This is a genomic window from Streptomyces sp. R302 (assembly GCF_012927245.1).
Lineage (GTDB): Bacteria > Actinomycetota > Actinomycetes > Streptomycetales > Streptomycetaceae > Streptomyces.
Window position 1 is genome coordinate 134380 of sequence record NZ_JABBGE010000005.1, and the last position, 26663, is coordinate 161042.

Consider the following 26663-nt stretch of genomic DNA (forward strand, 5'->3'; position numbering starts at 1 on the left):
GAAGGAGCCGCCACCATGTCCGTCCTCGACACCCGGAGAGCCACCGCGCCCACCGCCGCCCCGGCGCCCGCGCGTCCGCACGCCCGCCGGGGCCTGCCGCACCGGGTCCTCGCCGACCGCAAGGCCCGCACCGGGCTCGCCCTCCTCGCCGGCTTCGCCCTCCTCGGCCTGCTCGCCCCCGTCCTCGCCCCCGGCGACCCCTCGCTCATCGGCGACTCCGGCGCCACCCCGCCCTCCGCGGACCACTGGCTCGGCACCACCGCCAAGGGACAGGACGTCCTCGCCCTCACCCTGTGGGGCACCCGCACCTCGATGCTGGTCGGCTTCACCGTGGGGCTCGCCGCCACCCTCGTCGCCCTCCTCGTCGGCCTGGCCTCCGCCTACCTCGGCCGGCTCGTCGACGACGTCCTCACCCTCGTCACCAACGTCTTCCTGCTGCTGCCCGGACTGCCGCTCCTCGTCATCCTCGCGGCCTTCCTGCCGCCCGGCACGACCACCGTCGTCCTCGTCCTCACCGTCACCGGCTGGGCCGGCTCCGCCCGGGTGCTGCGCGCCCAGGCCGCCTCCATCCGCGGCAAGGACTTCGTGGCCGCCGCCGTCGTCACCGGCGAACGACCGCTGCGGATCATGTTCCGGGAGATCCTCCCCAACATGGCCTCCGTGGTGATGACCACCGTCCTCGGCTGTGTCGTCTTCGGCATCGGCGCCCAGGCAGGACTGGAGTTCCTCGGCCTCGGCGACTCCTCGGTCGTCAGCTGGGGCACCAACCTCTACTGGGCGGGCAACGACGGCGCCCTCATGACCGGCGCCTGGTGGGCCTTCGCCCCCTCCGGCCTCTGCGTCGCGCTCGTCGCCTTCGCCCTCGCCCTCGTCAACTACGCCGTCGACGAGATCACCAACCCGCGCCTGCGGTCCCGGCGCCGGTCCCGCCGGAAGGAGCAGCAGTGAACGTCCTCGACGTCCAGGGCCTCACGGTCGCGTACCGGAGCGAGGGCCGCACCGTCGTCGGCGCCGACGACGTCTCCTTCACCATCGGCGCCGGCGAGGTCTTCGGCCTCGCCGGAGAGTCCGGCTGCGGCAAGTCCACCCTCGCCAACGCCGTCATGCGGCTCCTCAAGGAACCCGCCGAGATCACCGCGGGCCGCGTCCTCTTCCAGGGCCGCGACGTCCTCGCCATGGACGAACGCGAGCTGCGCGCCTTCCGCTGGCGCGAGATCGCCATGGTCTTCCAGTCCGCGATGAACTCCCTCAACCCCGTCCTCACCGTCGGCGAACAGATCGCCGACATCTTCACCACCCACGAGAAGCTGCGGAAGAGGGCCGCCCGCGACCGCGCCGGCGAACTCCTCGGGCTCGTCGGCATCAGCCCCGACCGGCTCCGCGCCTACCCCCACCAGCTCTCCGGCGGCATGCGCCAGCGCGTCGTCATCGCCATGGCCGTCGCCCTGCGCCCCAGGCTCCTCATCATGGACGAACCGACGACCGCCCTCGACGTCGTCGTCCAGCAGGAGATCATGGCCCAGATCGCCGAACTCCGGCGCGAACTCGGCTTCTCGGTCCTCTTCATCACCCACGACATGTCCCTCATGGTCGAGATGTCCCACCGCATGGGCGTCATGTACGGCGGCCGGATCGTCGAACTCGCCCCCGCCCGGGACCTCTTCGCCCACCCCCGGCACCCCTACACCGAGGCGCTGATGCGCGCCTTCCCGCCGCTCACCGGCCCCCGCGCCACGCTCACCGGCCTCTTCGACGCCCCGCGCACCGCCGACAGCTGCGGCTTCCACCTCGCCTGCCCCGCCGACCGCTCCGACTGCTCCGGCAACATCCCGGACCTGCGCGAGCTCGCCCCCGGCCACTGGGCCGCCCTCACCGAAGGCGCCACCGCATGACACTCCTCCGGATCCGGGGCCTCACCAAGGACTTCCAGGTGGGCTCCGTCTTCTCCCGCCGCCGCGTCCGCGCCGTGAACGGCGTCGACCTCGACCTCGACCGGGGCCGTATCACCGCCCTCGTCGGCGAGTCCGGCAGCGGCAAGTCCACCATCGCCCGCTGCGTCTCCCGCCTCGAACGGCCCACCGCCGGGCAGCTCCTCCTCGACGGCGAGGACGTCCTGCGCACCGAACGCCGCCGGGCGAGCCGCGCCTACCGGGGCTCCGTCCAGATGGTCTTCCAGGACCCCTTCGGCTCCCTCAACCCCGTCCACCGCGTCGAGCACTTCCTCACCCGCGCCCTCCTCCTCCACGGCCACCGGGCCGACCGGGGCAGGCTCGCCGAGCTGATGGCCGAGGTCGGCCTCCCCGCCGACCACCTCGACGCCCACCCGCACGAACTCTCCGGCGGCCAGCGCCAGCGGGTCGCCATCGCCCGCGCGCTCGCCGTCGGCCCGCGCGTCCTGCTTGCCGACGAACCCACCTCGATGCTCGACGTCTCCGTCCGCGTCGGAGTCCTCAACCTGATGCGCCGGCTCCGCGACGAACGCGCGCTGTCCCTGCTGTACATCACCCACGACCTGGGCTCCGCGCGCTACCTCGCCGACACCACCGCCGTCATGTTCGCCGGCGAACTCGTCGAGGGCGGCGACGCGCTGGCCGTCATGGACGCCCCCGCCCACCCCTACACCCGGCTGCTGCTCTCCGCCGTCCCCGACCCCGACCGGCGCACCGGCTACGACAAGGCCGAACGCGCCCGCCTGCGGGCCGCCGTGCTCGACCCCGTGTCCTGCCCGTACGACGACGGCACGTGCAGCGCGACCCTCCCCGTACGCCACGTCGTCGGCGAGGACCAGGGGCAGCCGCACTGGGTGCGCTGCCACCTCTACGCCCCCGCCCGCGAGCTCGCCCACCGCGTCCTGACGGGCACGGACACCCCGGAAGCCGAGACCACCGCCGCATGACCCACGACCTGATCACCGCGCCGCAGCCGCTCGCGGAGGACCTCGCCGAGCGCGCCTTCCGCGACCCGCACCGCCCCCGCTACCACTTCACCGCACCCGGCGGCTGGCTCAACGACCCCAACGGGCTCACCCACTGGAACGGCGTCTTCCACCTCTTCTACCAGTACAACCCGCTCGCCCCCGCCCACCACCGCATCCACTGGGGCCACGCCACCTCCACCGACCTCGTCACCTGGACCGACGAGCCCGTCGCCCTCGTCCCCGGCGCCACAGGGCCCGACCGCGACGGCTGCTGGTCCGGCGTCCTCGTCGACGACGGCGGGATCCCCACCCTCGTCTACTCGGGCCGCCACGGCGACCGCGAACTGCCCTGCGTGGCCACCGGAAGCCCCGACCTCCGCCACTGGACCAAGGACCCCGGCAACCCCGTGATCGCCGCCCCGCCCGAGGGCCTCGACCTCACCGCCTACCGCGACCACTGCGTCTGGAAGGAGGACGGCCGCTGGCGCCAGCTCGTCGGCTCCGGCATCCGAGGCCGGGGCGGCACGGCGCTCCTGTACGACTCCGAGGACCTGCGCACCTGGCGGTACGCCGGTCCCCTCCTCACCGGCGACGCGCGTGACGGCCGCTCCGGCGACCCCGACTGGACCGGCACCATGTGGGAGTGCGTCGACCTCTTCCGGGTGGACGGGACGGACGTCCTCGCCTTCTCCGCCTGGGACGAGGGCACCACCCACCACCCGCTGTACTGGACCGGACGGTACGAGGGCGACCGCTTCACCCCCACCGCCCTGCACCGGCTCGACTACGGGCAGAACCACTTCTACGCCCCCCAGTCGACCCGCGACGCCGCCGGCCGCCGCATCCTGTTCGGCTGGCTCCAGGAGGGCCGGGGCGAGGACGCCACCGCCCGCGCCGGCTGGTCCGGCGTCATGTCCCTGCCCCGCCTCGTCACCCTCGGCGCCGACGGCGCCCTCCACCAGGCCCCCGTCCCCGAACTGGCCCGGCTCCGCCGCGACCACGTCGCCGTCGGCCCCTTCACCCCGGGCCCCGACCCCGAGGCCGCCCTGGACGCGATCCGGGGCGACCAGCTCGACTTGGAGGCCGCTCTGCGCCTCGCCCCGGGCGCCGCCGTACGCCTCGGGGTCCGGGAGACCCCCGACGGCGCCGAACGGACCGTCGTCGAACTCGCCAGGGAGACCACCGCCCCGACCGCCGTCCTGCGGCTGCGCCGCGAGGCGAGCAGCCTCGACCCGGACACCGACACCACCCCCCGCTCCGGGGAGGTGCCCCTCGACGAGGACGGCACCGTCGAACTCCGCGTCCTCGTCGACCACTCGGCCCTGGAGGTCTTCGCCGGCGGCCGCGCCCTCGCCTCCCGCGTCTACCCGACCCGCCCCGACGAGGCCGTCGGCGTCTCCCTGACCGCCACCGGCGAGGCCCGCGTCCACCGCCTGGACGCCTGGCACATGGCCCCGGTCTTCACCGCGCCCCGCGCCCTCTGGCCCTGACCGGCCCCTCCCCGGGAGCGCGCGGCCGTCCGTGCCGCGCGCTCCCCGTCCCTGTCGTCCTCACGCGCCACCCACCGCCGAGGAGGCCCCCCATGAACACCGTCCCCACCCCCGCCACCCCCTCCCGGCGGGCCGTGCTCGCCGCCGGGACGCTCGCCGCGCTGCCGCTCGCCCTGACCGCCGCACCCGCCGCCGGAGCCCTGCCGCAGGCCCGCCGGAAGCGGGTCGCGCCCGCCGGTGCCGTGACCTCGCCCGTACCCGATCCCCTCCCGTACCGGGGGAGTTGGCAGCGCACGGCCGACGGAGGACAGCGGGCCGCGGCCCCGGCCGGAGCGGCCGCGCTCGCCGTCACCGAGCACCGGACCGGAGCCCGCGCGGGGCTCGCCGTCCGCGTCACCGCCGACCCCGCCACGCCGGGCGCCCGCGGCGGACTCGTCCTGCGGGCCGCTGCCGACGGCTCCACCGGATACGCGGTCACCCTGGAGCCCGCCGACGGGCGGGTCCGCCTCCTGGACCTCGCCGACGGGACCGTCCTCGCCACCGGCACCGGCGGACCGGGCGAACTCCTGGAGGTCACCACCGACGGGCCCGCCCTCACCGTCCACGTCGACGGCCGGACCGCCCTGGCGACCACCGACCACCGGCACCGCGCCGGGCACACCGGCCTGTACGCCGACTCCGGCACCGTGCTGTTCGGCCCGCCCCGGTCCTGGACCGTCACCACCGACCTCACCGGCTGGGCCGGCGACCCCGGCTGGACCCCCACCCCGCTCGGCCTCGCCGCCGACGCCCCCGCCGGCGCCGACATCCGCACCGTCGCCGCCGAGGAGGCCCACGACACCTCCCTCCAGGCCGACCTCGTCGTGCACGACCCGTACGCGGTCGCCGCCCTCCTCGTCCACGCCGACGCCACCGGCAGCCGCGGCTACGCCGTCGAAGTCGACCCCAACCAGGGGTGGTTGCGCCTCTACCGGATCGACGGCGACACCACCCTCGCCACCCACGCCGTCCCGGTCCTCCCCGGCACCGTCCACCGGATCCGCGTCGAGGCCGCGGGCCGCCGGCTGCGCGTCCACCGGCAGGGCGACTTCCTCCGCCCCGACGGCTACGCCCCCGTCATCGACACCGAGGACCCGGCACCGGACCCCCACCTCTCCGGCCGGCACGGCCTGCTGGCCTACAACGGCCGGGTGTCCTACGAGAACGTCACCGCCCCCGGAGCCGGCGAACTCCCGGACGGCACCACCGAGTCGGGCACCTGGACCCGCGACCTCGCCGGCCTCCGCGGCCACGACGGCGTCCGCACCGCTCCCGCCCCCGACGGCCCCGGCCTCGTCGTCTCCGCCGACGTCCGGCTCGCCGGCGCCCACGCCGCGGGCCTCCTCGTCCGCGGCCACACCGTCCTCCTCGACCGGCGGGCGGGCGCCGTCCGCCTCCTCGACCACACCCGCGGCACCCTCCTCGCCACCGCCCCGCCGCCCGTCAGACCCTGCCGGGACGGAGACCTCGTCCGACTCGAAGTCCACCTTCTGGAAGGGGAGTTCGCGGTGTACGCCGACGGCGTCCGGGTCCTCTCCGCCCCCGCCGTCACCACCGGATCCACCGTGGGGCTCGTCGCCGACGGCGGCACCGCGTACTTCCGGGAGGTGTATGCGGGCGACGTCCGCGACCACTTCACGGAGCCGTACCGGCCCTCCTACCACCACACCAAGCGCTCGGGATCGGCCTGCGACCCCAACGGACTCGTGTGGTTCGAGGGGGAGTACCACCTCTTCCACCAGGACCAGGGGCAGTGGGCGCACGCCGTCTCCACCGACCTGCTGCACTGGCGGGCGCTGCCGCTCGCCCTGGAGCGGAACGCGTACGGCCACTGCTGGTCCGGCTCCGCCGTCGCCGACCTCCACGACGCCTCCGGGCTCTTCGGCGGCGGCTCCGGCCTCATCGCCTACTACACGAGCTTCCACCCCGACCGGATCGGCGGCAACCAGTCCGTGCGGGCCGCCTACAGCACCGACCGGGGCCGCTCCTGGCAGACGTACGGCGGCCCCGAACCGCTGGTCGGCAACCCCGGCGGCCCCGACGGCGGCTGGGACTTCCGCGACCCGAAGGTGCTCCGCGACGAGGCCCGCGACCAGTGGGTGATGGTCGTCTCCGGCGGCGACCACGTCCGCTTCCTCACCTCCCGCGACCTTCTCCACTGGACGCACGTCAGCTCCTTCGGCTACGGCCCCTGGGTCACCGGCGGCGTCTGGGAGTGCCCCGACCTCTTCCCGCTGCCCGTCGACGGAGACCCCGACCGCACGGCCTGGGTCCTGACCCTCTCCACCGGAGCCGTCCGCGCCACCGACGGCTCCGCCGCCGTCCACCTCACCGGCGCCTGGGACGGCACCTCCTTCACCCCCGACCAGGCCCCCGGCGGCTGGCTGCGCACCGACCACGGACGCGACTTCTACGCCGCCGTCACCTACGACAACACCCCCGACGGGCGCCGGACATGGCTCGGCTGGACCACCAACTGGGACTACCCCTTCAGCGCCCCCACCGGCCGCTGGCAGGGCCAGCACAGCGTCCCCCGCGAGCTCTCCCTCGCCTCGGGGCCCGACGGCCACCCCGTGCTGCGGCAGCGGCCCGTCGCCGAACTCGCCGCCCTGCGCACCGCATCCACCGTCCGCACCGGCCTCACCGCAGGACCCGGCCTGCCCGACCCCTGCGCGGGCTTCGGGGGGACCGCGTACGAGATCGAGGCCGAACTCGCCTTCCCCGCCGCCGGATCCGCCACCGACTGCGCCTTCCTGCTGCGGGCGAAGGACGGGCGGGCCGTCCGCGTCGGTTACGACCCCGGGCGCGGACGCCTGTACGTCGACCGCACCGACTCCGGGCGCACCGACTTCACCCGCTGGTTCGCCGGCCGCTCCGAGGCGCCGCTCGCGGCCCCGCCCACCGGGGACGGCGGTCGCCGCGTGCGGCTGCGGATCCTCGTCGACTCCTCCTCCGTGGAGGTCTTCGGCGGCGACGGCGAGGCCGTCCTCACCAGCCTGGTGCTGCCCGACCCGGACGCGGACGGGCTCTCCTTCACCGCCGAGGGCGGAACCGTCCGGATCGTCACCCTCGCCCACCACGCGCTCGCCTCCACCGTCCGGCTCGGCGGCGCCCCCGGGCGCGGCCTGCCTCCCGCACCGCCGCAGGGGGAGTTCCGCACCGACCTCGGCACGCCCACCGTGCTGCCCGCCGGCCGCTGGGAGCCCACCGGCGCCGGCCTGACCTGCGTCTTCGACCGGGACAGCGACGCCCTGTCCACCCGCCGCTTCGCCGACCTCGAACTCACCACCCTGCTGCGGCTCGGCGGCGCCGACGGGGTGCGCGGGGCAGCGTCCCTGCTGTGGCGGGCCTCGGCGGACGGCGCCGACGGATACGTCCTCAACGTCGACCCCGACCTGCGGGCCGTCCGCCTGGCCGTCCGGCGCGGCGGCGCCTTCGACGACGCGGACGTCCTCGCCCGGGTGCCGCTGCTCGTGCGGCACGGCGTCACGTACCCCCTGCGGATCGTCCACCGGGGCACCCGGATCCAGGTCTTCCTCGACGGGCGCGGGATCATCGACCTGACCGACCCCGACGCCACCTACGCCTCCGGCCACGTCGGCCTGAACGTCTTCGGCGGCCGGGCAGGCCACCAGGACACCTACGCCAAGGAGCTGTGAGACCGATGTCCTTCCTGGTGATCGGCGAGTGCGTCGCCGACATCGTCCGCGACCCCGGCGCCGCCGACGTCGTCCACCCCGGCGGCAGCCCCGCCAACGTGGCCTACGGACTCGCCCGCCTCGGCCGCGCCACCACCCTGCTCACCCAGCTCGCCGACGACCCCTCCGGGCGGCTCGTCGCCGCGCACCTCACCGGCGCCGGGGTGCGGCTCGCCCTCGGTGGTGCCCCGGCCCGCACCCCGTCGGCCGTCGTCTCCCTCGACGCGCACGGCCGGGCCACGTACGCCTTCGACATCGCCTGGACCCTGTGCGCCGACGAGCCGCCGGCGACCCCGGAGCCGGTGCGCCACGTCCACCTCGGCTCGATCGCGGCCGTCACCGACCCCGGCGCCGCGACCGTGCTCGCCCTGACCGGGCGGCTCAGGCCCGCCGCCACCGTCAGCTACGACCCGAACGTGCGGCCCGCCCTGATGGGGGAGCACGGGGCGGCCGTGGCCCGGGTCGAGCGGTGCGTCGCCCTCGCCGACGTGGTGAAGGCGAGCGACGAGGACCTGGCCTGGCTCCACCCGGGCGAGCCGCCGGAGGCGGTGGCCGCGCGCTGGCTGGGGCTCGGGCCCTCCGTCGTCCTCGTCACCCGGGGCGGGGACGGGGCGCTGGCCGTGACCCGGGAGCACACGGTGGCCGCCGCGGCGCCGCCCGTCGCCGTCGTCGACACGGTCGGCGCGGGCGACTCCTTCATGTCGGCCGTCCTCGACGCCCTCGCCGGCCGCGACCGGGCCGCGCTCGCCGCCCTCGGCCCCGGCGACCTCGCCGCGCTGCTGGCCCGGGCGGGCGCCGCGGCGGCCGTCACCGTCTCCCGGGCCGGCGCCCAGCCGCCCGACCGGGCGGAGCTGGACGCGGCGCTCGCCGACCGGTGACGGTGACCGCCCGGGGGGCCGTCATGTGCGGGCGTGGCTCGTGATGTCCTCCGCGAACCGCTCGACGAGCTCCGGCGTCACCGTCGGGCGGGCGGCGGCGATCGCCGCCAGGTAGTCCGCGGTGGACGCGCCCGGCGCCGGGGCGTCCGCGCCCCGGCCGCCGGCGGCGACGAGGTCCCGTTCGAAGGAGGCCTGCGCCGCCACCCGGGCCGCGTGCTCGATGTCCGCCGGGGTGAACAGGTCGCTGGCGAGGACCAGTTCGTCGATGTCCACCTCGGGTCGGCCGTCGGTGTAGCGGGACCAGATGGCCGCCCGGGCGGCCTTGTCGGGCGTACCGATCGGGATCAGGTAGTCGAAGCGGCCGGGCCGCAGGAAGGCCGGGTCGAGGGAGCGGACCGAGTTGGTCGCACAGACCAGGAGCCGCTCGTCGCCCTCCCGGAACCCCGGGATCAGTTTGAGGAGTTCGTTGGTGACCCCGTGCAGCCCGCCCGGCTGCGCGGGCTCGGAGCGCACCGGGGCGATCTCCTCGACCTCGTCGATGAAGACGAGGACCCGGTCGAGCTCCGCGATCCGCGCGAAGGCGGTGCGCAGCGCCGCCGCGAGGTTGCCGCCGTCGGCGAGCCGCGACGGCAGGATCTCCACGAACGGCCAGCCGAGCCGCGAGGCCACCGCGCGGGCGAAGGTCGTCTTGCCGGTGCCGGGCGGGCCGAAGAGGCAGATCGCCCGGGGCGGCCGGACGCCGTGGCGGGCGGCCCGCTCCGGTTCGGCGAGCGGCAGCACCACCCGCCGCTCGATGAGGTCCTTCTCCCGCTCCATGCCGGCCACCTTCGCCCACAGGTCGCCGGGCAGGAGCCGGCCGCCGAGGTCGTCGAGGAGTCCGGCGGCGGGCCCGTGCAGCGGCTCGGTCTTCTCGAAGTACGCGACCGCCGGCTGGCGCGTGTACCCGGCGTTGAGGAGCCCCTCGCCGAGCAGTTCCTCCTCGGGGAGCACGTACGCGATCCTCCCCACCCGGGCGGCGACCAGTTTCCGCTCCAGCTCCACCAGGAGGGCGCTGGCCAGGCCCCGGCCGCGCCAGCCGGAGGCGATCGCGACCCGCATCACCCAGGCGCGTTCCCCGGAGACGCAGGCGAGCGCGGCGCCGATGGGCACGCCCTGGTGGACGGCGACGACGGCCGGCTGCCGGGAGGTGAGCGCCCCGATGCACTCGGCGAGCGAGAAGACGGACTCCTGTCCCAGCTCGGCCGTGGTGTCGATCAGATGGACGACGGCGGCGAGATCGTTCTCGCGGTAGTCGTGGATGTGCCAGTTCACCGGTGGTACCGCCCCTCGTGTGCTCGTTGCGGCGAGGCTAGGCGGGGGTGGTGCGGCGGGGCCTGCGCCATCCTGCACAAGGCGTGGCACGGAAACGCGCCGCTTCGTCACTGGGCGGAGCGGCGCGGACACGCGTACGGCGGCGTTCCCGGGGGAGCGCCGCCGTGGGGACGGGAAGGTGCTGCCTCACGTCCTGCGCTTGCTCATCAGCAGTCCGCCCGCGGTGAGGGCGAACAGGCAGACGCACGCGCCGGCGATGACGTTGTTCAGGATCATGCCGGTGTCGGGGTTCCGGGTGACGACCCACGGGGCGACGATCGTCCAGGCGCCGAGCAGCAGGACCACGAAGTTCAGGTCCTGGGAACGCTCGGGGGCCATCGACGTGCACAGGCCGAGGACCGCGAGTGCGATGCCGACGACCAGGTTGGTGATGGCCAGCTCCGGCCGGGCGGCCGCGAAGTGGACCGTGTAGGCGGAGACGGCGATCCAGACGCCGGCGAGGATGATGAGCTCCTCGACGGCCGCTACTCCTCTGGTCTGCATGATCTGCGCGTAGCGCTCGCGCATCTCGGTCGCGTCGGGGTGTCCCGCGATGTCACCGGGACGGTGAGAGACGTCGGCCATGTGACTCGCCTCCTTGCTTGGCGTGCTGCGTGTCGGACCGCGCTCGCGGCACGGATGCCGCAGTCCCATTGTGCTCTTATATGTTCCTTATGTGAAGTGGGGACGAGAGCGGCGGACCGGTGCGGCGTACGCTGGGAGAGGACTCGGGGTATCCGCTCACCGCCGGAGGCGGAGACGATGACCGGCATCACGCGAAGAAGCTTCGACAAGGCGGACGAGACCCGTCCCTTCGAGGGCGGCAAGGGCAGGCTCGATCTGATCACCGTGGAGGGCGGGTCCGTCGGACGGGCCGTGTTCGAGCCCGGCTGGCAGTGGTCCAAGCACGTGAAACCGATCGCCGGGACGGACAGTTGCCAGGCGGCGCACGTCGGCTACGTGGTCAGCGGACGGATCCGCGTCGTCATGGACGACGGCGAGGAGGACGAGTTCGGCCCCGGCGACTTCATGGAGGTCACCCCCGGGCACGACGCCTGGGTCGTCGGCGACGATCCCTGCGTGGCGCTGGACTGGAACGGCTTCGCCGAGTACGCCAAGGGCTCCTGACGCCCCTCGATCACCCCTTCGACACGGACTCTGCCGGTGGTTGGGCACGGGACGGCGGGGACGGCCGCGAGCGACGGCCGTCCCCGCCGGCCGCTCCCTCCGCCGCCGAGCGGGAGCCGGCTCAGCCCGGCCGGGCGGCGAGGGCGTCCAGGGTCTCGTCCAGGGTCGTCGCCGCCATGATCAGCGACAGATGGGTGAACGCCTGCGGGAAGTTGCCCAGTTGCTCGCCGCTCGGCCCGATCTCCTCGGCGAACAGGCCCACATGGTTGGCGTACGTGAGCATCTTCTCGAACGCGAACCGCGCCTGCCGCACCCGCCCGGCCCGCGCCAGCGCGTCCACGTACAGGAAGGTGCAGAGGCTGAACGTGCCCTCGGCGCCCCGCAGTCCGTCCGGCGCGGCGCCCGGGTCGTAGCGGTGGACCAGGTTGTCCCGGACGAGGCCGCGCTCGATCGCGTCCAGGGTGCTCAGCCACCGGGGGTCCGTCGGGTTGAGCAGCCCGGTCCGGGGGATCAGCAGCAGCGAGGCGTCCAGCACGTCCCCGCCGAAGTACTGGGTCAGCGCTCCGCGCCGCTCGCTCCAGCCGCGCCGCATCACCTGCGCGAAGATCTCGTCCCGCGCCGCCCGCCAGGTCTCCAGGGCCGCCGGCCGGCCGAACTCCTCCGCGAGGCGCAGCCCCCGGTCGAAGGCCACCCAGGACATGACCCGGCTGAAGGTGAAGTCCTTGCGTCCGCCGCGCGTCTCCCAGATGCCCTCGTCGGGCGCGTCCCAGGCGTCGGCGAGCCAGTCGAGCATCCCCGACACCGCCCGCCACCCCTCGTACGTCGGCTGGATGTCCCGCCCGCCGCCCTGCGCCAGCGCGTACAGCGCCTCGCCGAAGATGTCGAGCTGGAGCTGGTCCGCCGCCGCGTTGCCCACCCGCACCGGGGCCGAACCCCGGTACCCCTCGAACTCCGACAGCACCTCCTCGGGCAGCGACGGGTCGCCGTCCACCCGGTACATGATCTGCAGCGGCCGCCCGTCCGCCGGGCCCGACGCCCGCTCGGCGACCCGCGCCGTCAGCCACTCCGTGAACGCCGCCGCCTCCTCCGCGAAGCCCAGGTCGAGCAGGGCCCGCACGGCCAGCGCGCCGTCCCGCACCCAGGTGTAGCGGTAGTCCCAGTTCCGCTCGCCGCCCACCTGCTCCGGCAGCCCCAGGGTCGGCGCCGCGATCGGCGCCCCCGACGGCAGGTACGTCAGCAGCTTCAGCGTGATCGCCGAGCGGTGCACCATGTCGGGCCACCGCCCCCGGTACCGCGCGGTGCGCACCCACCGCTGCCAGAACTCCACCGCGTCCCACAGCGCGGCCTCCGCCTCCCGCAGGTCGGGCAGCGGCGGCGGCGCGGCCTCGGGGCCGTCCACGGTGAAGGACGCCCCGGCGATCTGCCCCTCGGACAGCTCCAGGCGCCCGCGCACGTCGTACGGCCCGTCCCTCTCCAGCGGCACGTTCGACTGGAGGAAGCCCGCCATCGCCGCCGAGCGGAAGGCCGCCGTGCGGCCGTCGATCCGGACGTCGTGCGGGGTCCGCCCGAAGCCGAACCGGGGCCGGCACTCCAGCGTGAACACGACGCTGCCCCGGGTGCACCGCATCGCCCGCATCAGGGTGTGCCGGTCCGTGGGCCTGCCGGTCCGGTCCGGCGGCATCCAGTCCATCAACTCGCCCACCCCGTCGGGCGACATGAACCGGGTCACCAGGATCGCCGTGTCCGGATAGTAGAGCTGTTTGACCGTCACGCCCGGCCCGTCCACCGAGAGCCGGAACCAGCCGCCCCGGTCGTGGTCCAGGAGCGCCGAGAACACCCCCGGGGAGTCGAACCGGGGCGCCGCGAACCAGTCCACGACGCCCTCGTCCGAGATGAGCGCGGCGGTCTGCAGATCCCCCACCAGGCCGTGCTCGGCGATGAGCGGATAGCGCTTCATCCCTCCACTATCGGCGATCGACCGCCGCCGCGCCCCGCCGACGGGATGCCGTCGCCGCCTGCGGGGCGCACCATGAACGAGGGACGGAGGACCGGTACGGGGCGACGCACACAGCCGGCTCGGGGACTGCCCGTCCGGACACGGCGAGGCCGTGGAAGCAACGCCCGCGGTACCGGGGCGCCGCCCCGCGGAACAGAGCGGCCTCGCCATGGACCGCAAGATCTTCCTGCTCTCCCGGCTCCGCGAGGACCGGCCGCGCACCGGCGACGCCGAGACCGCCGTCGCCCACGCCCCGGAGACCGCCTCCCTGGACGCCGAGGGCGAGGAGGCGGTCACGCGGGACGAGGCCGCCGCCGCGCCGCCGGGCCCCTGAAAACCCGCGCGCCCCGACGCCCGGGACCCGGCAGAATGCCCGCATGATCCGGAACGACGACCGCACACCCGTGCCCACCGCCACCGCCGACGAGCGCGCCACGCTCACGGCCATGCTCCAGTTCCAGCGGGACACCCTCGCGCTCAAGTGCGCCGGGCTCACCCCGGAGCAGCTCAAGGAGCGCGCCGTGCCGCCCTCCGGACTCTCCCTCCTCGGCCTGGTCCGGCACGCCGCCGAGGTCGAGCGCGGCTGGTTCCGCAACGTCCTCGCGGGGGAGGAGAGCCGCAGCCCCTGGACCCGGCCCGGGTCGACCGAATGGGCCGACTTCGACGTCGAGCACGCCGACGCCGAGGCCGACTTCGGCGTCTGGCACGCCGAGTGCGCCCGCTCCCGCGCGATCGTCGACGCGGCGGACTCCCTGGACGTCACCGGACGCCTGGGGGAGGAGACGTACTCGGTCCGCTACGTCCTCGCCCACATGATCGAGGAGTACGCCCGGCACAACGGCCACGCGGACCTGCTCCGCGAGCGCATCGACGGCACGACGGGGGAGTGAAGCTGTCATGACGGACCATCAGCATCCGGACATCGCCGAGGCGATCACCGGCGAGCTCCGCCTGCACGACCCCGCCGTCCGGCTCGCCCGGCCCCTCGCCGAGGCCCTGTTCGACCCGGAGTTCACCGAGGTCGGCGCCTCCGGACGGCGCTGGACGTACGCGGAGATGATGGCCGCGCTGCCCGCACTCCACGGCGGCGAGGACGGTCCGCCCATCGTCGCCGACGCCTTCGCCGGCACGATCCTCGCCCCCGGCGTCGTGCACCTCACCTACGAGACCGTCATCGACGGCCGCCGCGCCCGCCGCTCCTCCCTGTGGCGCCGCGACACCGCCGGCAACCTGCGCCTCTACTACCACCAGGGCACCCCGGTCCCGGACGGCGCGGCTCGGCCGTAGGCGTCCGTCTGCCGCCGCCAGGGCACCCGGTCCGGGCGGCACCGCGCTCAGCCGTAGGCGTCCGTCACGCAGTCCGCCGCGCAGCCGTGCTCGCGGAAGCCCCGGCGGAGGGCGGCCGCCGCGTGCCGCCGCTCGACGTGCTCGTGCCCGTACCGCTCGCGCAGCAGCCGCTCGACGGCCTCGACGGTGACGATCGCCGGCTCGCCCTCGCCGGCGGCCCGGCGGGCGGCGGCGATCGCCTGGTCCGTGGCGCGCGTCAGGTCGCGGACGTACGCCCGGTGGGCCATCACGCCCGCGCGCCGGGCGGCGAACGGGCGGGTGGCGCGCCCCTTCCACACCAGTCCGGCCACCATGAGCCCGATCCCTCCGCCGCCCACGATCAGCCCGGCCACGACGCCGCCGATGCTCCACTTCACGACCTGTCGACCCCCTCGTCCGCAGGCGATCTTACGGCCGAGGGTCAGGCCTGGACGAGGTCGCCGTGCCGGTGGACCACCCGCCACTCGCCGTCCTCGCGGCGGTACGTCTGGGTGGCGCGCAGCGTGTAGACGCGGGCCTCGCCGTCCACCGACGCCGAGATGTGCTCGAAGCAGGCGGTGTAGGCCATGTCGCCGACGACGTCGTGGCTGAGCACCTCGACGCGGTAGTCGACGCAGTCGGAGAAGCGCCGGGCGAGTGCCGTGAACAGCGTGTCCACGTCCTCCTGCCCGATGGCGTTGTACCAGGCCCCCAGCACGCTCACCGGCTCGCGGCGCGACCAGAGCGCCCGGCGCGGCGCCGGGTCCCCGTCGTGCAGCGCCCGTTCGGCGGCCTGGAGGTCGGTCCTGACCCACGTCAGGAAGTCGTCCCGGTCGGTCATGGCTCCATCATGCCCACGGGCCGTCCGGCCCCGCACCTTGTCGTTGACTCGTGTCAGTGACACGCGTCACCATCGCCGTTCCAGCCCTTGACGCCTCTGCTGCCGGGCCCCGAACCTGACGCGGTCACCCATCGCCGCCGCGCCGGCCCGCGCACCTCCAGGAGTCGCCCGATGACCTCCACCGGCCCCCTCGTCAGCACCACCCGAGGCCCCGTGCGCGGCGAGCGACGCGCCGACGGTACGTACCGCTTCCTCGGGATCCCCTACGCCAAGCCGCCCGTCGGCGCGCTCCGGTTCGCCGCCCCCGAGCCGCCCGAGCCGTGGACCGAGCCCCTGGACGCGACCGCCTACGGACCGACGGCGCAGCGCCGCCCGTTCGCCGAGGTCACCACCATCCCCGAGCCCAGCGTCCCGGGCGCCGGCGTCCTCAACCTCAACGTCTTCACGCCGGACACCGCCCCCGCCGAGGGCCTCCCGGTGCTCGTGTGGATCCACGGCGGCGGTTACGTCGCCGGTTCCGCCGCCAGCCCCTGGTACGACGGCGCCGCGTTCAACCGCGACGGCGTCGTCCTCGTCTCCCTCGGCTACCGGCTCGGCATCGAGGGCTTCCTGCACCTGGAGGACGCCCCCGCCAACCGCGGGGTCCGCGACTGGATCGCCGCCCTGGAGTGGGTCCGCGACAACATCGCCTCCTTCGGCGGCGACCCCGCCAAGGTCACCGTCGCCGGCCAGTCCGCCGGCGGCGGCGCCGTCCTCACCCTCCTCGCCGTCCCCGCCGCGCGGGGCCTCTTCCGCGGCGCGCTCGCCGTCTCCGGCGCCGTCCTGCGCCCCGACGGCCCGGAGACCGCCCGCGCCGCCGCCCGCCTCCTCACCGCCCGCACCGGCCTGCCCGCCACCGCCGAGGCCCTGCGCGACCTGAGCGACGACGCACTCCTCGCCCTCCAGGACCGGCTCGCCGAGGACGGGCCCGACCGCGAGGGACTCCCGCCGATGCCGGCCCTCGCCCCCTTCGCGGACGGCGAGCTCATCCCCGTACCGCCCGCCGAGGCCCTCACCGCCGGCGGCGCGGGCGCCGGAGTCCCGCTCCTGCTGGGCTTCACCGCCGACGAGTTCTCGATGATCCCCGCCCCGGACGGCGTACCGCTGCCCGTCCTCCTCGGCGCCCTCGGCCTCGACGAGGCGCGCGCGGCGGCGTTCGCCGCCGCCCACCCCGGCGCGCCGGAACCGGCCCTCTTCGGGAAGGCGCTCACCGACGTCTTGTTCCGGGCCCCGAACCTCGCCGTCGCCGACGCCCGCGCCGCCCGCGAACACCCCACCTGGCTCTACGAGTTCACCTGGCGCTCACCCGTCCTCGGCCTCGCCCTCCACTGCCTGGACCTGCCCTTCGCTTTCGACCTCCTCGACGCCGAAGGCGTCCCCGAAGTCGCCGGCGCCACCCCGCCGCAGACCCTCGCCGACGCCGTCCACCGCGCCTGGGTCGCCTTCGTCAAGGACCAGGACCCCGGCGCCGACTGGCCCCGCTACACCCCCGGCGGCCGCGCCACGATGCTCTGGGACACCGAGAGCCGCGTCGCCGCCGACCCGCTCGCCCACGTCCGCGCGCTCTGGCCGTACTGACCGCCGGGGGGAGGGGCAGGGGTCAGCCCTCGAAGCCGACCGTGCCGTCCGGCAGGATCGCCTCCACCCGCGCCCCGTGCTCCACCGTGCGGCTCACCGTGCAGAAGTTCTCGTGCGTGAGCCGCACCCCGCGCGCGAACACCTCCGCCGCCTTCGGATTCGACTCCGGCAGCTCGACCTCGTAGCTCACCCGGATCCGCCCGATCCGCCCCTCGTCCTCCGGCGCCGACACCGACTCCACCACGATCCGCAGCCCGTCGTGCTCGACGGCCCGCGCCGTCCGGTCGACCACCAGGCCCCCGCACCCCGCCATCGCCGCGAGCAGCAGCTCCACCGGCGTGAACGAGGGCTGCGCCCCCTCGTCGTCGGCGGCGGCCATCAACACCTCCGCGCCCCGGTCGTTGCGGGCGGTCCACCGGCGGTATCCGGTGCGTTCGGTCTCGACTCGGTAGTCGGCCATGCGAGTACTCCTCAGCTGCGTACGGACATCTGCCCCCGTACGCTACGGCTCCCGGCCCGCCCGACCCACCCGGCCCCGCGCGTCACCACTCCTGCGGGGCGACGAGACCGGACTCGTAGGCGAGCACCACCAGTTGGGCCCGGTCCCGGACGCCCAGCTTCGTCATGGCCCGGTTGACATGCGTCTTCGCGGTCAGCGGACTGATCACCATGCGGGCGGCGATCTCGTCGTTCGACAGCCCGCGCGCCACCAGGACGACGGCCTCGCGCTCCCGGCCGGTCAGCTCGTCGAGACCCGGCGCACCCGCGGCGGCGACGGCCGGCGGCCGGGCGAGGCAGTGGTGGATGAGCCTGCGGGTGATCGACGGCGCGAGGAGCGCGTCACCACGCGCCGCCACCCGCACGGCGTGCAGAAAGTCCTCCGGCAGCACGTCCTTGACGAGGAATCCGGCGGCACCGGCACGCAGCGCGTCCAGGACGTACTCGTCCAGGCCGTAGTTGGTGAGGATCACCACGTGCACCCCGGCGAGTGCCGGATCCCCGGCGATCCGCCGGGTCGTCTCGATCCCGTCGAGCACGGGCATCCGGACGTCGACGAGCGCCACGTCCGGCAGGTGCGCGCGGACCAGGGACAGCGCCTCCCGGCCGTCGGCGGCCTCGGCCACCACCTCGATGTCGTCCTCCAGATCGAGCAGGGCGCGGAAACCGCTGCGGATCAGCGGCTGGTCGTCGACGAGCAGGACCCGGATCACAGCGGCCGCTCCACCGGCAGCTCGGCCCGGACCGCGAAGCCGCCGCCGTCGCGCGGCCCCGCGGTCAGCAGGCCGCCGAGCGCGGTCACCCGCTCCCGCATGCCCAGCAGACCGAGCCCCGGCACCGGCGGCAGGGACGGGGTCGCCAGGCCGTCGTCCTCGACCCTGACGGTCAGGGCCTCCGGGCGGCAGTCGATCCGCACGCTCGCCGTGGCCGCGTCCGCGTGCCGCGCCACGTTGGTCAGCGACTCCTGGACGATCCGGTACACCGTCCGGTCCACCGCCGTCGGCACGTCCGCAGGCCGCCCTGCCACGCTCAGCGTCGCCTCAAGCCCTCACACCCGCGCCCGCTCGACCAGTTCCGGCACGTCGTCGAGGCCGCGCGGCGGCGCGGTGGCGTCGTCGCGCAGCGCCTCCAGCGTCGCCCGCAGCTCCCGACTGGCCTCCCGCCCCGCCTCCTGGATCGCCAGCAGCGCCGCCGGCACCTCCTCGCCTCTCCTGCGGGCCACATGGACGGCCACCTCCGACTGCACCTTGATCACCGAGATCTGGTGCGTGAGCGAGTCGTGCAACTCCCGGGCGATGCGCAGCCGTTCCTCGTCGGCCCGGTGCCGCGCCACCTCCTCCCGGGTCCGCTCCGCCTCGTCCGCCCGCCGCTCGGCCTGCCGCAGCGCCTCGCCCGCGGCGCCCGCCGCGAGCAGCCAGGCGATCTCCAGCGCGCCCCGAGCCCGTGCGAACGCCTCGCCCGCGTCGGCGGGGCCCGACAGCAGAGCGGCCACCGGCAGCGCGGCCAGCATCAGCACGCTCGCCACCACCGTGACCTTGCGGTGCCCGGCCCGTACGGCCGCGTACACGGCGAACAGGAAGGCCACGACCGGCACGTCGAACCCGGCCGCCTGATACCCGACCGCGCACGCGCCGGTGACCGCGAGCACCACCCGGGGGGCCCGCCGCCGCGCCTCCAGCGCGAGCCCGCCGACCGCCAGCAGGCCGTACCCGGCCACGGCGAGCGCGGGACCCGGCCGGTCACCGGAGGCCGCCGTGACCAGCAGCGCCGCCGTCACTCCCGCCGCGACGGCCGTGTCCACGTACCGCCGCCGGGCCCTCGCTCCCACTTCCGCCATGGGCGCACCCTAACCGGACCGGCAGGCCGGGGAGTCGGCCCCGGGGACGAGCCACCGCCTACCACGGACGCAGTAGGCGAGCGCCCGGTACCGCGAGCGCGGCAGACGAAGTGTCCACGGCGGGCGGACGACCGGGACGGGGCCAGGGGGACATGCTCGGGGCACCTGGTCGCACGGCGAGGAGCCGTCCGGAGCGGGAGCGCCGCACCCGGCGGGGCCGAACCCGAGCGGGGGCGAACCGAGCGGGGCCGTACCGAGCGGACCTGCACCCGGCGCAGCCGTACCGACCAGAGCCGCATCCAGCAGAGTCGTACGAAGAAGAGGAGCCGTCCCATGAACGTCCGCCGCCTGCTCGCCACCGGCACGGCCGCCGTGCTCGCGGTCGTCGCGACCGCCGCCTCCGCCGTCGCGTCCGCCCCCGCCCAGACCCTCGCCGCGTCCGTCACCACCTTCAGCGTCGGCCGCTTGGCCGCGTCCGCCGGCGCGGTGATCGGTCTGATCGGTCTGGTCGCCGCGTGGCGCGCCCTCACCCGCCCCACCGCCCGTCGCGGAGCGCGGCTCGCCCTCGCCGCAGGACCGGTCGCCGTCGTCCTGGGCGCCGTGGTCGCGGCCACCGCCGACGGCGGCCTCGGTACCGGCAACGGCCTCGGCGGCGCCTACGTGGCCCTGCTCGTCGGCCTCGCCGCGACGGCCCTGGGCGTCCGGGCCCACGCACGCGCCCGCCGCACCGACTGACGGCACCTGCGGGTGCGCGGCCCTGAGTACGGCGCCCACCTCCCCTGAGTACACCGGCGCATCCGCCAGGCGCCGCCGGCGGCTGAACTGGACACATGAGCCTCCGCAGCCCGCGCCGCCCCCGCCCCCTCCGCCGCGCCTCCGCCACCGGCACCGCCCTGGTGGTCGCCCTCGGCCCGGTCGTGGTGGGCGCGCTGCTCGCCCGTTCGGTCGGCGGCGACCCGATGGTCTCGGTGAACGCCCTCATCGCGGGCGGCGGTCAGCGGGCCCGCGTCTCCCGGCACCAGCTCCGCTCCTGCGGCGGCCGGATGAACGCCCGCCGCGTTCAGGCCCTGCGCGACCTGCGCGGCCTCCGCGCCAGGACGAAGCCCTGGGGCGAGGCGTCGGTGGCGTCCGGCTCCCGCACCAGCCGCGCCGACTCCACCAGGCCCGCGGTGCCCAGGAGCCGTACGATCCGCTCCGTGGCCCAGCGGTAGACGTCGAGGTCCACCGCGTGCCCGTACGCCCGCTCCAGGCGGCGCCGCTCCCGCTCCGGGCCCGTGGTCACCTTGAAGGCGAGCAGGAGCAGCCCGCCCGGGGCCGGGACACGCGCGAACTCGACGAAGACGGCGGCGAGTTCCGGATCGTCCAGGGGGACGGTCGAGTACCGGGCCAGGGCGCCGCCGAGCTCATCGACCCGACCTCGAAGCGGAGCCCGGAGCCAGGAGCCAGGAGCCCCGGATGCGCCCCGCGGGCCACCGCGACCATCCCGGGGGAGAGGTCGATGCCGAACACCTCCGCGCCCAGCCCCGCAGATGCCCGGTCACCCGCCCCGTCCCGCACCCCAGAGCATCCCCCGGTCCAGCGGTGCCGCGTCGAGCTGCGCGTCCAGCAGCCGCCGTCGGCGGCGACCGTGTCGCAGGAGCGGCGGGAGAAATCCGGCGGACCTGACTGAAAACGCCTCTGACCAGCGAGGATCTTCGCCGAATCCGCACCGAAGTGGTCCCGCGCGGGCCCTGGATGCGCGATGATCGCCCCCGCACCCGAGAAGGAGACCGGTCCCCTCGGGCCGGTACGGCAGCGTCGAAAGGCACCCCTCATGGCCAGGCGGCATCCCGCGCGCGCGAACGACGCGAACGAGCAGAGTCCCCCGGCCGGCGCCGGCGAGACGCCCGGCATCGGCCGGCGCCGCTTCCTCGGCTATGTGCTCGCCGCGCCCACCCTCACCGTCGCCGCCCAGGTCGGCGCCGAGGCCGTCGCCCCGGCGACCGCCGAGGCCGTCGTCCCCTCGCTGCCGGGGCCGGCCGAACTCCTCGACCTCAACGACCTGCTGACCCTGGCCGCTCTGCCGACCAGCCACCTCATCACCCTCCGCCTCGACCCCGACGGCACCGTCCACTTCGCCCTGCCGCGCGCCGAGGTCGGCCAGGGCGTCACCACCTCCTCCGCCATGCTCATCGCGGAGGAACTGGACATCCCCCTGGAGAAGGTGAAGGTCACCCTCGCCGACGCCCGTCCCGAGCTGCTCTTCAACCAGCTGACCGGCGGCTCCAACACCACCGTCTCCACCTACACCCCGATCCGGGTCGCCGCCGCCGTCGCCCGCGGCCGGCTCCTGCACGCCGCCTCCCTCGTCCTGGGTGAGGCCGTCTCCACCCTCACCACCAAGGCGGGCGCCGTCCTCTCCCCGGCGGGCGCCGTCCTCGGCTACGGCGAACTCGCCGCCAGGGCCGCCGCCGTGGCGGACTCCGCCGTCACCGTCACCCTCAAGGACCGCGAGGACTTCCGGGTCATCGGCACCGCCCGCAGCCGGCTCGACGGGCTCGACGCCGTCACCGGCCGCAAGAAGTTCGCCATGGACCTCCAGGTCGACGGCGCCCTGCCGACCATGGTCTGCCGCCCGCCCACCATCAACGGCACCGTCCGCTCCGTCGCCAACCTCGACGCCGTACGGGCCATGCCGGGCGTCACCGACGTCGTCACCGTCTCCACCGGCGTCGCCGTCCGCGCCCGCACCTTCGGCCAGTGCGTCGACGCCGTCCGCGCCCTCGACGTCGACTGGGGTCCCGGCACCGCCGAGGACGCCACCGACGCCACCGTCCTCGCCGAGCTGCGCCGCGCCGAACTCCCGCTCGTCGTCCCGCCGTTGCCGCTGCTCACCAAGGCCGTCGACGCCCGCTTCACCTTCCACTTCGCCAGCAACGGCGCCCTGGAGCCCAACTGCGCCATCGCCGACGTCCGCCCGGACTCCGCCGAGATCTGGGGCTCGCTGAAGGCGCCGATCGTCGCCCAGGAACAGCTCGCGCTCCGCCTCGGCCTGCCCGTCTCCGCCGTGAAGGTGCACGTCACCGAGGGCGGCGGCTCCTTCGGCCGCAAGCTCTTCCACGACGCCGCCCACGAGGCCGCCGAGATCTCGAAGAAGCTCGGCAAGCCGGTGAAGCTCATGTGGCACCGCACCGACGACTTCCGGCAGGGGCGTACCCACCCCATGTCGACCTCCCGGGTCCGCGCCACCTACTCGCTCGGCGAGGTGCTCACGTACGAGCAGCGGCACACCTCCGTCGCCACGGACTTCGGGCACGGCATCGGCGAGGTCCTGACGGCGGAGGCGGCCCGGCTGCCGGTCGCCGACCTCACCTTCTCCGAGACGATGTTCCAGCTCACCCAGATCAGCCCCTACCACCTCGGCGTCACCACCCAGCTCCTCGCCGAGACCGACAAGGGCTACAACACCGGCTCGATGCGCAACATCTACTCGCCGAACGTGCGCACCGCCCAGGAACTCGTCATCGACGAACTGGCCCGCCGCCTGGGCGAGGACGCCTACGCCCTGCGCCGCCGCCTGGCGAAGGAGTCCCGGGCCAGGGCCGTTCTCGACGAGGTCGCCCGACTGGGCCGCTGGGGACGGCCGATGGAGCCCGGCACCGGGCAAGGCATCGCCGTGCACCCCGAGTACCACTCGTACGTGGCGGTGCTCGCCGAGATCGACTGCCGGCCCGCGACCACCGGACGTACCGTGCCGAACGCGTACACCGGCCCCCGCGTCACCAAGGTGGTCTGCGCGGTCGACGTCGGCCTCGCCGTCAACCCGCGCGGCCTGGAGGCCCAGATGATGGGCGGCATCTCCGACGGCATCGCCCTCGCGCTCACCTCGGGGCTGCACCTGAAGGACGGCGCCTTCCTGGAGTCCAGCTGGGACAACTACTACTACACCCGGCAGTGGAACACCCCGCCCGAGCTGGAGATCGTCGTCATGCCGCCGACGGGCGACAAGCCCGGCGGGGCGGGCGAGCTGGCCGTCGCCGCGGCGATGGCGGCCGTCGCGGGCGCGTACGGCCGGGCGACCGGCACCATGCCGACGGTCTTCCCGGTCAACCACACCGCCCCGCTCGCCTTCACGCCCACGCCGGCCGTCCCGCCGGTCCCGGCCTCCCCGACCGACGGCCGCGACCGCGTCCTCTGACCCCTCCCGGAGCTCCCCGTGCCCCAGCACACCTTCATCCTCAACGGCAAGGCCGTCACCGCCGAGGTCGAGTCCGACGTCCGGCTCCTGTGGGTCCTCAGGGACGTCCTCGGCGTCACCGGACCGAAGTACGGCTGCGGGGTCGGCGTCTGCCGGGCCTGTACGAGCCATCTGAACGGCAAGGCGTTCACACCCTGCGCCGTGCCCGTCGGCGAGCTCGCCGACGACGACGAGGTCACCACCATCGAGGGCCTCCCCGACACCGTCGGCGCCGAGCTCCACCCGATGCAGGAGGCCTGGCTGGACCTCGACGTCGCCCAGTGCGGCTACTGCCAGCCCGGCCAGATCATGGCGGCCGTCGACGCGGTCCGCCGGGCCCGGGAGGCAGGCCGCGAGGTCACCGAGGCCGACCTCGACGAGCTCCGCAACATCTGCCGCTGCGGCACCTACCACCGCATCCGGCAGGCGGTCCTCGAAGGGGCCCGCCGCATGCCGTGACCCGGATGGTTCGTGAGGCGAAGGGGATGGTGACGGCATGGCGAAGGACGAGAGCGGGCGGATCGGAGCCGCCGTAACGCCCGCCGATGACGGTGCCGATCGCGTTCATGTCCCTGCTCCCCTTCGGAAGAAGCGCCCCGGAGGCGTGCCCAGGTCCGCGCGAAGGCCCCCGCCGCGCTCGCGACGGGGGCCTTCGGAAGGGGTGGCTCAGGCGGCGGGCGGCACCCGCGGCGGGCGGCCCGTACCCCTGGTCAGGACGTAGCCCCCGATGCCCGCGAGCGCGGCGAGGACACCGCCGGCGGCGGTCCAGATCCAGCGGTCGGACCACCGGCCGGAGGACCAGCCGTCCTCGGGCGCGGCCGCCTCCACGGCGGTCCGGCGGCCCTCCTCCTCGGCCTGCTCGGCCAGGTCCGCCGTGGTGGCCCCCGGCACCAGCGGCGCGGCGAGCGCCCCGTCGGTGGCGTACGCGCCGCCCTTGTCGGAGATGTCGACGCCGATGCGGGCCGAGAACGACTGGCCGAGGTCCTCCTCCGGCAGCCCGGTGACGGTCAGCCGCACGTAGTAGCTGCCCGGCAGCGGGTCGTTCGCCCAGGCGTCGGCGGAGGCCCGCACCGGCCGCAGCACACAGGCGAGCTCCAGCGAGGCGGCCTCCTTCGCGGCGGTACGCGACTGGGCGCCGTACATGCACGGCTGACGGCGGCGCAGCCCGTCGTACACGTCGACCCGCCAGGTGGCCGGGCCGTGCCGCAGTCCGCTCTCCGGCAGCGTCACCGTCGCCTTGACGGTGGGCCGCTCGCCGGTGTCGGCCGGGAACGCCCAGTACAGGTAGTCGCCCGTCGCCGCCTGCGCGGTGGCCTCCTGACCGGGCCGGAAGGCGGCGGCGGTGCGGAAGGTGGTGCCGGCCTCCGTGGGCCCCGACTCCTCGCCGGCCGAGGCCGTGGGCGTGGGCGTGTCGGCGAGGGCGCCCGGCGCGGCGGGGCCGAGCAGGGCGGCGCCGGCGAGGGCGGCCGCCGCGAGCATCCGTACGGTACGCATCAGTGGGTCCTCCAGACGGCGACGCGCCAGCGGGACAGCCAGCCCCAGATCAGACCGGCGAGGAAGCCGGCGAGCACGAGCGCGCCGAGCAGCCACCAGCCGCGGCCGAGGCCGAAGGAGGCGACGTCCGAGGCGTCGGCCGGGCCGTCGACGATGTCGACGGTGAGCTCGATCGGCATGCCGGGCGTGGTCTTCACCGCCGGGGGAGCGGAGAAGGAGTTGCTGACCTGGAGGCAGACGGTCTCGGCGGCCGGCTTCCCCTCGCCGTCCATGTCCGCGTCCTCCGCCTCCGGCTTCGGGTAGCGCAGTCCGGTGGAGATGACGTCGGTGCGGCCGTCGCCGGCCTCCGAGCCGCGCACGATCTCCCGGCCGTGCCGGGTGACGGCACGCAGCAGCACCCCGTAGTCGTTGTCGACGGCGCGGTCGGCGGAGACGCTGACGGAGGCGCGCAGTTCCTGGCCGGGCAGCAGGTCGACCTTGTACCAGCGGTGCTCGCCGAAGGTCTCCCGGTCCGTGTAGAGGCCCGGCGTGAGCTGCGGGGCGTCCGCGCAGCGCCCGGCGCCCTCGGTGGCGACCGGGGTCACCACCGGGTCGGCGGCGCGGTCCACCAGCTGGCGGACCCGGCGGGAGAGTTCGTCGGTGCGGTGGACGGAGGTGTACGTGCCTCCTGTGGCCTCGGCGATGCAGGTGAGCTGCTGCCGGGTCTTGGCGTCCGGGACCAGGCCCAGGGTGTCGATCACGAGGTGGATGCCCTTGGCGGCGATCTCGCGGGCCACCTGGCAGGGGTCGAGCGGGGCGCAGGTGTCCTCGCCGTCGGTGATGAGGACGATCCGCTTGGTCGCCCCGTCCTCGCCGAGGTCGTCGGCGGCGCCGAGCAGGGCCGGGCCGATCGGGGTCCAGCCGGTGGGGGCGAGGGTGGCGACGGCGGTCTTCGCCTCGGTCCGGTCGAGCGGCCCGACCGGGTACAGCTGGCGGGTGTCCTTGCAGCCGCGCTTGCGGTCGTCGCCGGGGTAGTCGGCGCCGAGCGTGCGGATTCCGAGCCGTACCTCCTCCGGGACCGCGTCGAGGACCTCGTTGAAGGCCTGCTTGGCGGCGCTCATCCGGGACTTGCCGTCGATGTCCTTGGCCCGCATGGAGCCGCTGACGTCGAGCACCAGCTCGACCTTGGGGGATTCCTTCGCCGCCGGTTCGTCGGCGGAGGCGCTCGTGGGCAGCAGCGCGGCGGTCAGGGCGACGAGCAGCGCGCAGGCCCCGGTCGCCAGCCGTTTTCTCGTGATCATCGGCGGATCGTATTGATGAACCTCCGACAATCCAAAACCGGGGGTCCGGCTTCCCGCCGGACGGGGAGCCGGACCCGCG

At 75.1% G+C, this 26663-nt stretch carries 25 protein-coding genes and 1 pseudogene; 16 read left to right on the plus strand and 10 right to left on the minus strand.

Annotated features, from left to right (window positions below; genetic code table 11):
* Nucleotides 1–15 precede the first annotated feature (15 nt).
* The 6 genes from HHL19_RS16925 (at nucleotide 16) to HHL19_RS16950 (ending at nucleotide 9022) form a co-directional block, all read left to right on the plus strand.
* Complete coding sequence (locus tag HHL19_RS16925; RefSeq protein ID WP_169090406.1) at nucleotides 16–948, plus strand: ABC transporter permease; 933 nt, start codon at nucleotides 16–18, stop codon at nucleotides 946–948.
* On the plus strand, nucleotides 945–1892 hold the full coding sequence (locus tag HHL19_RS16930; RefSeq protein ID WP_169090409.1) for an ABC transporter ATP-binding protein: 948 nt from the start codon (nucleotides 945–947) through the stop codon (nucleotides 1890–1892). The genes HHL19_RS16925 and HHL19_RS16930 overlap by 4 nt, the downstream gene beginning before the upstream one ends.
* Nucleotides 1889–2896, plus strand: coding sequence for an ATP-binding cassette domain-containing protein (locus HHL19_RS16935; protein ID WP_169090411.1), 1008 nt, complete (start codon nucleotides 1889–1891; stop codon nucleotides 2894–2896). The genes HHL19_RS16930 and HHL19_RS16935 overlap by 4 nt, the downstream gene beginning before the upstream one ends.
* Nucleotides 2893–4407, plus strand: a complete 1515-nt coding sequence (locus tag HHL19_RS16940) for a glycoside hydrolase family 32 protein (protein WP_169090413.1) — start codon at nucleotides 2893–2895, stop codon at nucleotides 4405–4407. The genes HHL19_RS16935 and HHL19_RS16940 overlap by 4 nt, the downstream gene beginning before the upstream one ends.
* A gap of 92 nt (nucleotides 4408–4499) precedes the next feature.
* Nucleotides 4500–8105 carry a glycoside hydrolase family 32 protein gene (locus tag HHL19_RS16945; protein ID WP_169090415.1) on the plus strand — a complete coding sequence of 1202 codons (3606 nt, stop codon included), beginning with the start codon at nucleotides 4500–4502 and terminating at the stop codon, nucleotides 8103–8105.
* A 5-nt stretch (nucleotides 8106–8110) separates the two neighbouring features.
* The gene (locus HHL19_RS16950) at nucleotides 8111–9022 is read left to right on the plus strand and encodes a carbohydrate kinase (RefSeq protein WP_169090417.1); all 912 of its coding nucleotides are present in this window, start codon (nucleotides 8111–8113) and stop codon (nucleotides 9020–9022) included.
* 21 nt (nucleotides 9023–9043) lie between these two features.
* Here HHL19_RS16950 and HHL19_RS16955 read toward each other — a convergent pair whose 3' ends face one another.
* Nucleotides 9044–10333 carry a bifunctional GNAT family N-acetyltransferase/ATP-binding protein gene (locus HHL19_RS16955; RefSeq protein ID WP_169090419.1) on the minus strand — a complete coding sequence of 430 codons (1290 nt, stop codon included), beginning with the start codon at nucleotides 10331–10333 and terminating at the stop codon, nucleotides 9044–9046.
* A gap of 186 nt (nucleotides 10334–10519) precedes the next feature.
* On the minus strand, nucleotides 10520–10957 hold the full coding sequence (locus HHL19_RS16960; protein WP_169090421.1) for an SPW repeat protein: 438 nt from the start codon (nucleotides 10955–10957) through the stop codon (nucleotides 10520–10522).
* Nucleotides 10958–11134: 177 nt separating this feature from the next.
* Here HHL19_RS16960 and HHL19_RS16965 point away from each other — a divergent pair, with 177 nt between their 5' ends.
* On the plus strand, nucleotides 11135–11500 hold the full coding sequence (locus tag HHL19_RS16965; RefSeq protein WP_169090423.1) for a cupin domain-containing protein: 366 nt from the start codon (nucleotides 11135–11137) through the stop codon (nucleotides 11498–11500).
* Nucleotides 11501–11621: 121 nt separating this feature from the next.
* On the opposite strand, the gene HHL19_RS16970 is transcribed toward HHL19_RS16965, so the two are convergent.
* On the minus strand, nucleotides 11622–13457 hold the full coding sequence (locus tag HHL19_RS16970) for a glycoside hydrolase family 15 protein (RefSeq protein WP_169090425.1): 1836 nt from the start codon (nucleotides 13455–13457) through the stop codon (nucleotides 11622–11624).
* Between the two features lie 151 nt (nucleotides 13458–13608).
* Between HHL19_RS16970 and HHL19_RS16975 the strand changes: the two genes are divergently transcribed.
* Genes HHL19_RS16975 through HHL19_RS16985 form a run of 3 tightly spaced genes read left to right on the plus strand, consistent with a single transcriptional unit; the run spans nucleotide 13609 to nucleotide 14783 of the window.
* On the plus strand, nucleotides 13609–13830 hold the full coding sequence (locus HHL19_RS16975) for a hypothetical protein (RefSeq protein ID WP_169090427.1): 222 nt from the start codon (nucleotides 13609–13611) through the stop codon (nucleotides 13828–13830).
* Between the two features lie 43 nt (nucleotides 13831–13873).
* A complete protein-coding gene (locus tag HHL19_RS16980) occupies nucleotides 13874–14386 on the plus strand; it encodes a DinB family protein (protein ID WP_169090429.1) in 513 nt (170 codons plus the stop codon).
* 7 nt (nucleotides 14387–14393) lie between these two features.
* Nucleotides 14394–14783: a DUF4440 domain-containing protein gene (locus HHL19_RS16985; RefSeq protein WP_169090431.1), complete on the plus strand. Its 390-nt coding sequence runs from the start codon at nucleotides 14394–14396 to the stop codon at nucleotides 14781–14783.
* Between the two features lie 47 nt (nucleotides 14784–14830).
* On the opposite strand, the gene HHL19_RS16990 is transcribed toward HHL19_RS16985, so the two are convergent.
* Both HHL19_RS16990 and HHL19_RS16995 read right to left on the minus strand, forming a co-directional pair.
* Nucleotides 14831–15199: a hypothetical protein gene (locus HHL19_RS16990; protein ID WP_169090433.1), complete on the minus strand. Its 369-nt coding sequence runs from the start codon at nucleotides 15197–15199 to the stop codon at nucleotides 14831–14833.
* Nucleotides 15200–15243: 44 nt separating this feature from the next.
* The gene (locus HHL19_RS16995; RefSeq protein ID WP_169090435.1) at nucleotides 15244–15642 is read right to left on the minus strand and encodes a nuclear transport factor 2 family protein; all 399 of its coding nucleotides are present in this window, start codon (nucleotides 15640–15642) and stop codon (nucleotides 15244–15246) included.
* A gap of 171 nt (nucleotides 15643–15813) precedes the next feature.
* Here HHL19_RS16995 and HHL19_RS17000 point away from each other — a divergent pair, with 171 nt between their 5' ends.
* Nucleotides 15814–17259: a carboxylesterase family protein gene (locus tag HHL19_RS17000; RefSeq protein WP_169090437.1), complete on the plus strand. Its 1446-nt coding sequence runs from the start codon at nucleotides 15814–15816 to the stop codon at nucleotides 17257–17259.
* Nucleotides 17260–17281: 22 nt separating this feature from the next.
* Here the strand turns inward: HHL19_RS17000 and HHL19_RS17005 are convergent, their stop codons facing one another.
* The 3 genes and pseudogenes from HHL19_RS17005 to HHL19_RS17015 all read right to left on the minus strand — a co-directional run bounded on the left by HHL19_RS17005 (nucleotide 17282) and on the right by HHL19_RS17015 (nucleotide 19594).
* Nucleotides 17282–17719, minus strand: coding sequence for an OsmC family protein (locus HHL19_RS17005; RefSeq protein WP_169090439.1), 438 nt, complete (start codon nucleotides 17717–17719; stop codon nucleotides 17282–17284).
* An 82-nt stretch (nucleotides 17720–17801) separates the two neighbouring features.
* The gene (locus tag HHL19_RS17010) at nucleotides 17802–18470 is read right to left on the minus strand and encodes a response regulator transcription factor (protein ID WP_169090441.1); all 669 of its coding nucleotides are present in this window, start codon (nucleotides 18468–18470) and stop codon (nucleotides 17802–17804) included.
* Nucleotides 18467–19594 (minus strand): annotated as a pseudogene (locus HHL19_RS17015) (sensor histidine kinase). Before HHL19_RS17015 ends, HHL19_RS17010 begins: the two are co-directional and overlap by 4 nt.
* 333 nt (nucleotides 19595–19927) lie before the next feature.
* Here HHL19_RS17015 and HHL19_RS17020 point away from each other — a divergent pair.
* The 5 genes from HHL19_RS17020 to HHL19_RS17040 all read left to right on the plus strand — a co-directional run bounded on the left by HHL19_RS17020 (nucleotide 19928) and on the right by HHL19_RS17040 (nucleotide 24269).
* Entirely contained in the window at nucleotides 19928–20329 is a 402-nt protein-coding gene (locus HHL19_RS17020; protein ID WP_169090443.1) for a DUF6223 family protein, read from the plus strand.
* A gap of 95 nt (nucleotides 20330–20424) precedes the next feature.
* Entirely contained in the window at nucleotides 20425–20805 is a 381-nt protein-coding gene (locus HHL19_RS36785; RefSeq protein WP_206325283.1) for a hypothetical protein, read from the plus strand.
* Nucleotides 20806–20822: 17 nt separating this feature from the next.
* Complete coding sequence (locus tag HHL19_RS17030) at nucleotides 20823–21263, plus strand: hypothetical protein (RefSeq protein ID WP_169090445.1); 441 nt, start codon at nucleotides 20823–20825, stop codon at nucleotides 21261–21263.
* Nucleotides 21264–21407: 144 nt separating this feature from the next.
* Nucleotides 21408–23771, plus strand: a complete 2364-nt coding sequence (locus HHL19_RS17035) for a molybdopterin cofactor-binding domain-containing protein (RefSeq protein ID WP_169090448.1) — start codon at nucleotides 21408–21410, stop codon at nucleotides 23769–23771.
* An 18-nt stretch (nucleotides 23772–23789) separates the two neighbouring features.
* Nucleotides 23790–24269, plus strand: a complete 480-nt coding sequence (locus HHL19_RS17040) for a (2Fe-2S)-binding protein (RefSeq protein ID WP_169090450.1) — start codon at nucleotides 23790–23792, stop codon at nucleotides 24267–24269.
* A 207-nt stretch (nucleotides 24270–24476) separates the two neighbouring features.
* Here the strand turns inward: HHL19_RS17040 and HHL19_RS17045 are convergent, their stop codons facing one another.
* Nucleotides 24477–25304, minus strand: coding sequence for a hypothetical protein (locus HHL19_RS17045; RefSeq protein ID WP_169090452.1), 828 nt, complete (start codon nucleotides 25302–25304; stop codon nucleotides 24477–24479).
* Nucleotides 25304–26584: a VWA domain-containing protein gene (locus HHL19_RS17050; protein WP_169090454.1), complete on the minus strand. Its 1281-nt coding sequence runs from the start codon at nucleotides 26582–26584 to the stop codon at nucleotides 25304–25306. Before HHL19_RS17050 ends, HHL19_RS17045 begins: the two co-directional genes overlap by 1 nt.
* Nucleotides 26585–26663 lie beyond the last annotated feature (79 nt).

Bases quoted from the DNA above. Each gene is read 5' to 3' on its own strand.
- HHL19_RS16965 (WP_169090423.1), top strand. From the start codon at position 11,135: ATGACCGGCATCACGCGAAGAAGCTTCGACAAGGCGGACGAGACCCGT.
- HHL19_RS17020 (WP_169090443.1), top strand. From the start codon at position 19,928: ATGAACGTCCGCCGCCTGCTCGCCACCGGCACGGCCGCCGTGCTCGCG.
- HHL19_RS16935 (WP_169090411.1), top strand. From the start codon at position 1,889: ATGACACTCCTCCGGATCCGGGGCCTCACCAAGGACTTCCAGGTGGGC.
- HHL19_RS16995 (WP_169090435.1), bottom strand. From the start codon at position 15,642: ATGACCGACCGGGACGACTTCCTGACGTGGGTCAGGACCGACCTCCAG.
- HHL19_RS17035 (WP_169090448.1), top strand. From the start codon at position 21,408: ATGGCCAGGCGGCATCCCGCGCGCGCGAACGACGCGAACGAGCAGAGT.
- HHL19_RS16925 (WP_169090406.1), top strand. From the start codon at position 16: ATGTCCGTCCTCGACACCCGGAGAGCCACCGCGCCCACCGCCGCCCCG.
- HHL19_RS16985 (WP_169090431.1), top strand. From the start codon at position 14,394: ATGACGGACCATCAGCATCCGGACATCGCCGAGGCGATCACCGGCGAG.
- HHL19_RS17050 (WP_169090454.1), bottom strand. From the start codon at position 26,584: ATGATCACGAGAAAACGGCTGGCGACCGGGGCCTGCGCGCTGCTCGTC.
- HHL19_RS16945 (WP_169090415.1), top strand. From the start codon at position 4,500: ATGAACACCGTCCCCACCCCCGCCACCCCCTCCCGGCGGGCCGTGCTC.
- HHL19_RS16960 (WP_169090421.1), bottom strand. From the start codon at position 10,957: ATGGCCGACGTCTCTCACCGTCCCGGTGACATCGCGGGACACCCCGAC.
- HHL19_RS17000 (WP_169090437.1), top strand. From the start codon at position 15,814: ATGACCTCCACCGGCCCCCTCGTCAGCACCACCCGAGGCCCCGTGCGC.
- HHL19_RS17045 (WP_169090452.1), bottom strand. From the start codon at position 25,304: ATGCGTACCGTACGGATGCTCGCGGCGGCCGCCCTCGCCGGCGCCGCC.
- HHL19_RS17005 (WP_169090439.1), bottom strand. From the start codon at position 17,719: ATGGCCGACTACCGAGTCGAGACCGAACGCACCGGATACCGCCGGTGG.
- HHL19_RS16980 (WP_169090429.1), top strand. From the start codon at position 13,874: ATGATCCGGAACGACGACCGCACACCCGTGCCCACCGCCACCGCCGAC.
- HHL19_RS36785 (WP_206325283.1), top strand. From the start codon at position 20,425: ATGAGCCTCCGCAGCCCGCGCCGCCCCCGCCCCCTCCGCCGCGCCTCC.
- HHL19_RS16950 (WP_169090417.1), top strand. From the start codon at position 8,111: ATGTCCTTCCTGGTGATCGGCGAGTGCGTCGCCGACATCGTCCGCGAC.
- HHL19_RS16970 (WP_169090425.1), bottom strand. From the start codon at position 13,457: ATGAAGCGCTATCCGCTCATCGCCGAGCACGGCCTGGTGGGGGATCTG.
- HHL19_RS16940 (WP_169090413.1), top strand. From the start codon at position 2,893: ATGACCCACGACCTGATCACCGCGCCGCAGCCGCTCGCGGAGGACCTC.